The organism is Kineococcus gurbantunggutensis (genome assembly GCF_050871925.1).
Classification (GTDB): domain Bacteria; phylum Actinomycetota; class Actinomycetes; order Actinomycetales; family Kineococcaceae; genus Kineococcus.
In genome coordinates this window covers 22,808-28,904 of record NZ_JBJLSG010000056.1, presented here as the reverse complement: position 1 = coordinate 28,904, position 6,097 = coordinate 22,808, and the positions used below count along the sequence as shown (strand labels likewise).

9 protein-coding genes are annotated in these 6,097 nt (G+C 78.2%); 6 read left to right on the top strand and 3 right to left on the bottom strand.

Translation table 11 applies throughout. From position 1 onward, the window contains the following. Nucleotides 1-189: 189 nt before the first annotated feature. From ACRYR7_RS12400 to ACRYR7_RS12385, 4 genes are read left to right on the top strand one after another with little or no spacing between them, the layout of a single operon-like run. Nucleotides 190-858, top strand: a complete 669-nt coding sequence (locus tag ACRYR7_RS12400) for a DedA family protein (protein ID WP_432572407.1) — start codon at nt 190-192, stop codon at nt 856-858. A 23-nt stretch (nt 859-881) separates the two neighbouring features. Next, nucleotides 882-1,349 carry an acyl-CoA thioesterase gene (locus tag ACRYR7_RS12395; protein WP_432572404.1) on the top strand — a complete coding sequence of 156 codons (468 nt, stop codon included), beginning with the start codon at nt 882-884 and terminating at the stop codon, nt 1,347-1,349. Between the two features lie 60 nt (nt 1,350-1,409). Next, complete coding sequence (locus tag ACRYR7_RS12390; protein WP_432572403.1) at nt 1,410-2,045, top strand: DedA family protein; 636 nt, start codon at nt 1,410-1,412, stop codon at nt 2,043-2,045. Beyond that, a complete protein-coding gene (locus ACRYR7_RS12385; protein ID WP_432572402.1) occupies nt 2,042-2,686 on the top strand; it encodes a YigZ family protein in 645 nt (214 codons plus the stop codon). Before ACRYR7_RS12390 ends, ACRYR7_RS12385 begins: the two co-directional genes overlap by 4 nt. Here ACRYR7_RS12385 and ACRYR7_RS12380 read toward each other — a convergent pair. The 3 genes from ACRYR7_RS12380 to pyrE all read right to left on the bottom strand — a co-directional run bounded on the left by ACRYR7_RS12380 (nt 2,670) and on the right by pyrE (nt 4,486). Further along, the gene (locus ACRYR7_RS12380; protein ID WP_432572401.1) at nt 2,670-3,467 is read right to left on the bottom strand and encodes a methyltransferase domain-containing protein; all 798 of its coding nucleotides are present in this window, start codon (nt 3,465-3,467) and stop codon (nt 2,670-2,672) included. The two genes, ACRYR7_RS12385 and ACRYR7_RS12380, sit on opposite strands and share 17 nt — an antisense overlap. Before the next feature lie 70 nt (nt 3,468-3,537). After that, a complete protein-coding gene (locus ACRYR7_RS12375) occupies nt 3,538-3,900 on the bottom strand; it encodes a hypothetical protein (RefSeq protein ID WP_432572400.1) in 363 nt (120 codons plus the stop codon). 1 nt (nt 3,901) lies between these two features. Further along, entirely contained in the window at nt 3,902-4,486 is a 585-nt protein-coding gene (gene pyrE / locus ACRYR7_RS12370) for an orotate phosphoribosyltransferase (RefSeq protein ID WP_432572399.1), read from the bottom strand. 89 nt (nt 4,487-4,575) lie between these two features. Here pyrE and ACRYR7_RS12365 point away from each other — a divergent pair, with 89 nt between their 5' ends. After that, nucleotides 4,576-5,403, top strand: coding sequence for an exodeoxyribonuclease III (locus tag ACRYR7_RS12365; RefSeq protein ID WP_432572398.1), 828 nt, complete (start codon nt 4,576-4,578; stop codon nt 5,401-5,403). A gap of 74 nt (nt 5,404-5,477) precedes the next feature. Next, nucleotides 5,478-6,038 carry a hypothetical protein gene (locus ACRYR7_RS12360; RefSeq protein WP_432572396.1) on the top strand — a complete coding sequence of 187 codons (561 nt, stop codon included), beginning with the start codon at nt 5,478-5,480 and terminating at the stop codon, nt 6,036-6,038. Nucleotides 6,039-6,097: the final 59 nt, after the last annotated feature.

The following is a 6,097-nucleotide window of genomic DNA, read 5'->3' as shown; positions in this document are numbered from 1 at the left end:
GGCGCGCGCGCATCCCCCGGGGGGAGGAGCGCGCACCCGTCCGCAGGACCTCCCCGTCCGCCTCACGGTTGATCCTCGGCCCGCACGGTCCGATCCGGTCCGGAGCCGTCCTACCCTGGGGGCGTGCCCCTGCTCGCCGAGATCTCGGCCTCCCTGCCCGCCGCCGCCCCCGCGCTGCTGCCGGACTGGATGGAGGCCACCACGCTGCTGGACACCCTGGGCGCCGCGGCGCTGTGGGGCGCGGCGGCCGTCGTCTTCGCCGAGTGCGGCCTGCTCATCGGCTTCTTCCTGCCCGGCGACTCCCTGCTGTTCACCGTGGGGCTGTTCACCCACGAGGGGCACGTGCCGCACCCGCTGTGGTTCGTGTGCCTGGTGCTCTCGGCCGCCGCGTTCGTCGGCAACGTCTGCGGCTACGAGATCGGCCGCGCGGCCGGGCCGGCGATCTTCGACCGGCCGAACTCGCGGATCTTCAAGCGCAAGCACGTGGAGAAGACCCAGGAGTTCTTCGCCACCTACGGCGCCCGGGCGATCATCCTGGCCCGCTTCGTGCCGGTCGTGCGCACCTTCATCACCGTCGCCGCCGGCGCCGGCCGGATGCCGCGGCGCACCTTCTTCGTCTTCTCCGCGGTCGGCGCGGTGCTGTGGGGCACCGGCGTGACCGTCCTGGGCTACCTGCTCGGCGGCATCCCCTTCATCCGCGCCAACATCGAGGTCGGCCTGCTGCTGCTCGTGGGTGTCTCGGTGCTGCCGATCGTCGTCGAGGTCCTCAACGCCCGCCGCAAGCAGCGCCGCGCCGCGGCCGCCCTGCCGCAGCAGGTCGCGCGCCTGGACGAGAGCACCCCCGAGAACCAGCGCTGAGCCGCCCCGGGCAGGATGGCCCGGTGCCCCGCTCCCGACAGCTCCTCCAGCTGCGCTGGGGCGACATGGACGCCTACCGCCACGTCAACAACGTGGAGGTGCTCCGGCTGCTGGAGGAGGCCCGCGTGCGGGCCTTCGGGGTGGCCGGCGGCGACGGCTCGCGGTCCCTGCTCGCCACCGGCACGGTCGTCGCCCGGCACGAGGTCGACTACCTGCTGCCCCTGGACTACCGCACCGAGCCCGTCGCCGTGGACCTGTGGGTCGGGCGCGTGGGCGGGGCCAGCTTCGAGGTGCGCTGCGAGGTGCGCGAGCCCGGGCCAGCCGACGGCGACGGCGGCGACGCCCGCGGCGGGGGCGGCGGGGAGCGCACCTACGTGCGCGCGAGCACCACGTGCGTGGCCTACGACTTCGGCGCCGGCCGCCCGCGCCGCCTGAGCGGCGAGGAGCGCGCCCGCCTGGCCGGCCTGGCCGACGGGCCCGCCCAGGGCTGAGGCGCCCCCCGGGCACCCCGCGGGGCGCCCCGCCCGCCGCCGGGGTGCGAGGATCGCGGGGTGTCCGACTGGCTCTCGCAGCTCGCCGACCCCCAGCTGGACCACCTCGGCGCCCTGGGCGTCTACGCGCTGGTCTTCGGCATCGTCTTCGCCGAGACGGGCACGCTCATCGGCTTCTGGCTGCCCGGCAGCACCGTGCTGTTCACCGCCGGCCTGCTCGCCGCCCGCGACGGCAGCCCCCTGTCGCTGTGGGTGCTCGTGGTGGGGGTGACGCTGGCGGCGGTCCTCGGCGACACCGTGGGCTACTGGTCCGGACGGCGCCTGGGCAGGCCCTGGCTGCTGCACCGCGCCGGGAAGGCCGCCAAGCACCTGCCGCGCGCGGAGGCCTTCTACGAGCGCTACGGCTGGTTCGCCGTCGTGGGCTGCCGTTACATCCCGTGGCTGCGGGCGTTCACGCCGATCATCGCGGGCACCGCCGTCATGCCGTACGCGGCGTTCGCCAGCGCCAACGTGGTGGGGGCGCTGACGTGGGGGGCGCTGCTGGTGCTGGCCGGCTACGCCGCCGACTCGCTGCCGTGGATCCGCTCCCTGGCGTACACGATCGCCGGGATCGCGGTGCTCACCTCGATCGTCGCGCCGGTCGTGGGCGCCCTGCGCCGCCGCCGCGGGGCGCGCACCCGCCGGGCGGCCCCGTGAGGGACCCGCGGCCCGTCCTGGCGCGCGGCGCGCGCGCCGAGACGGTCGTGGAGCGCTCGCGCTTCCTGTGCGTGCTGGAGCCGGTGCGCGACGCCGCGGAGCTGGACGCCGTGGTGGCCGCCGTGCGCCGCGCCGCGCCCGACGCGCGCCACCGCTGCACCGCCTCGGTGCTCGGCGAGGACGGCGAGCAGCGGCGCTCCAGCGACGACGGCGAGCCCGCGGGCACGGCCGGGGCGCCGATGCTCGCCGCGCTCGAGGGCGCCGGGGTGACCGGGGTGGTGGCCGTCGTGGCGCGCTGGTTCGGCGGGGTGCTGCTGGGCACCGGCGGGCTGGTGCGCGCCTACGGCGGCGCGGTCTCGGCGGCGCTGGCGCGGGCGGAGGTGGTGCCGCGGCGGTGGGTGGACCTCGTCGAGGTGCGCGCCGGGCTGGCGACCGCCGGGCGCCTGGAGGCGGAGCTGCGCCGCCGCCACGCCCCGGAGGACGTGCGGTGGGCGGCGGACGGCTGGCGCGCGGTGGTGCCGGTGCCGGTGGGCGGCCGGGCCGCGCTGGGGGCCGAGCTGGCCGCCGACGGGCTCAGCGCGCACCTGGCCGACCTCGGCCGCGCGGTGCGCCCGGCCGGCCCGCTCAGCCCGGGCGGGTGACGGCGGTCAGGCGCACCGCGACGGTGACGTCCACGACCTCCGGCAGGTCCGCCAGCCGCTGCTCCAGGCCCGCGGCGTCGATGTGGTGGGCGCTGGGCCCCATGAGCACCAGGTCGCGCAGGGCCGCGCGGTCCAGGGGGCGCACCAGCGACAGCTCGCGCTCGGCGGCGGGGTCGAAGCCGGCCAGGTCGGCGGCCAGGCGCTCGCGCTTGCGCTCCTCCACGGCCACCATGCCCAGCGCGGCGCGCACCTGCTCCAGGTGCGCGGGCAGCGGGGTGAGCACCACCCACGCCCCGCCCGGGCGCAGCACCCGCGCCACCTCCGCCTCCCCGCGCGGGGCGAACACCGTGGTCACCAGGTCCGCGCAGCCGTCGGCCACCGGCAGGGCGCGCCAGGCGTCGGCGCCGAGCGCCGCGGCGCGCGGGTGGGCGCGCGCGGCGCGGCGCAGCGCGGGGGCGGAGGTGTCCACGCACACCCCGGTCGCGCCCGGCAGGGCGTCCAGGACGTGGGCGAGGTGGTAGCCGGTGCCGCCGCCGACGTCCACGGCGAACGCCGCCGCGGGCACCAGCTCGGCGGCCAGCAGCGCCAGGGCCCGCGCGACCGGCTCGTAGTGCCCGGCGGCCAGGAAGCGCTCGCGGGCGGCGACCATGGCGGCGGTGTCGCCGGGGTGGGGGCGGGCGCCGGCGGTGAGGGTGACGTACCCCTGCCGGGCGGCGTCGGCGCTGTGCCCGGCGGGGCACACCAGCCGCCGGCCGTCGGCGTCCAGGCGCTGGCGGCACACGGGGCAGCGCAGCCGCGGCAGCGCCGCCAGCAGGGCGGCGGGCAGGGGCGCGGGGGCGTCCAGGGGTGCCTCAGCGCCCGCGGTCGGCGGAGGCGCCCAGCGGGTGCAGGCCGGTGAGGGCGCCCACCCAGGAGGCGGGCACGCGGGCCAGGCGCTCGTCGTAGGCGCGCACGGCCGCGCCGTGGAAGGCGAGGTCGCCGGCGAGGCGGTGCTCGGCGTCGGCGATGGCGCGGCGGGTCTGGTCGTCGGGGGTCCCGTCGGCGTGCAGGCTCAGGTCCGACAGGCGCGAGCGGCGCTGCTCGGCGAGCGCGCCGGCCTCCACGGCCAGGTCGCGCATGCGCACCAGGGAGGCGCGGGTGGCGGCGGCGTAGACGACGGCGACGACGACGAGCAGCAGGACGAGGACGAGCACGACGGTGCCGGCGGTGCCCACGTCAGCCGCCCAGCCCGATGTCGGCCAGGGTGAAGGCGTGGCGGTAGGGCAGGCCCTCGGCCTCCACGCGCTCCTTGGCGCCGGTGGCGCGGTCCACGATGACGGCCACGCCGACGACGTGGGCGCCGGCCTCGCGCAGCGCGGCGACGGCGGTGAGCACGGAGCCGCCGGTGGTGGAGGTGTCCTCCACGGCCAGCACGCGGCGCCCGGCGACGTCGGGGCCCTCGATGCGCCGCTGCAGGCCGTGCGCCTTCTCGGCCTTGCGGACCACGAACGCGTCCAGCGGGGCGCCGTGCGCGTCCGCCCAGCCGCGGGCGTTGGCGGCGTGCACCATCGCCAGGGCCACGGGGTCGGCGCCCATGGTGAGCCCGCCGACGGCCTGGAAGCCCCAGTCGGCCACGAGGTCCAGCAGCACCGGCCCGACGAGGGCGGAGGCCTCCCCGTCGAGGCTGATGCGGCGCAGGTCGACGTAGTGGTCGGCCTCCTCGCCGCTGGACAGCGTCACGCGGCCGCGCACGACGGCCTTGCCGGCGATGAGGGCGGCGAGGCGCTCACGCTCGGGGGTGCTGGGGGTGGGGGCGCTCACGGGGCACGAGCTTAGGCGCTGGCCGGGACCCCTCCCCCCGGTCCCCGCCTGCCGGGCCGGGCCGGCGCGGCGGGGGTAACGTCCGGGCCGTGCGCCTGGCCACCTGGAACGTGAACTCCGTCCGCGCCCGCCTGGACCGGGTCCTCGCCTGGATCGACCGCAGCGACGTCGACGTCGTCGCCCTGCAGGAGACCAAGTGCAAGGACGAGCAGTTCCCCGCGCAGGCCTTCGCCGACATCGGCTACGAGGTGGCCCACCACGGCCTCTCGCAGTGGAACGGCGTGGCGCTGGTCTCGCGGGTGGGCCTGGAGGACGTCAGCACCTCCTTCGCCGACGACGTGCCGGAGTTCGGCGCGCCGCCGGTGAGGGAGGCGCGCGCGATCGGCGCCACGTGCGGCGGGGTGCGGGTGTGGAGCCTGTACGTGCCCAACGGGCGCGGCCTGGACGACCCGCACTACGCGTACAAGCTGCTGTGGCTGGAGTCGCTGCTGGGGGCCGGGCGCGGCTGGCTGGCGCGGGACCCGGGCGCGCAGGTGGCGCTGGTGGGCGACTTCAACATCGCCCCGTTCGACGAGGACGTGTGGGACCCGGCGGTCTTCGAGGGCGCCACGCACACCTCCGCCCCGGAGCGGGCGGCGTTCCGCTCCCTGGTGGAGGCGGGGTTCACCGACGTGGTGCGCCCGCACGCGCCGGGCCCGGGCACCTACACGTACTGGGACTACACGCAGCTGCGCTTCCCCAAGCGGCAGGGCATGCGGATCGACTTCGTGCTGGGCTCGCCGGCGCTGGCGGCGCGGGTGAGCGCGGCCACGATCGACCGGGCCGAGCGCAAGGGCAAGGGCGCCTCGGACCACGCCCCGGTGGTCGTGGAGCTGGACGGGCCGGCCGGGGACGCGGCCGCTGCGCCGAACGGCTGACTGTCGCGCCGGCGGGGCCCGCGGGCGCGACTCGGCGCGCGCGCGCCACTAGCTTCGCGGGGGTGCGAGCACCTGTGAGCGCCTCCGACCTGGAGGCCGTCGAGCTGAGCGCGGCGACCGACGCGCGGGGCCAGCGGGCCGTCGCGTCGCTGCTGGAGTCGTGGGCGCGCCGGGCGGTGCCCGGCGACTCCGTGTCGAGGGCGCGGCTGCTGGTCGCGGCCAGCGAGCACGCCGCCTACGCCGGGGACGCGCGCCGGGCCCTGCGGCTGGCCCGCCGGGCGCTGGCCACCGGGGACCCGGTGGCGCCGGACACCCGCTGCTACGTGGTCTCCGCGCTGCTGCTGTGCGGTCACCTGCGCGAGGCGATCGCGCTGACCGACGAGGTGCTGGCGGACCGGCCCGCCGACGCCGAGGCGTACCTGTTCCTGGGCGAGGAGCTGGCCTGGCACCACCAGCACGACGACGCCACCCGCGTGTGGACGTCGGGGCTGTTCCGCTGCGCGGGCGACGAGGAGGCCACCGAGGTGCTGCTGGCGGCGATGCGCCGCACCCGCGGCCCGCTGCGCCAGCTCGACCTGCGCGAGGACGCGGACGACGTGCTGGCGCTGCCCTCGCCCTCCCCCGCGCTGGACTGAGCGCGGCGGGGGCGGGCGGGCCGGGCCCGGGGACGACGCCGCCCCCGCCGCGAGGGGTC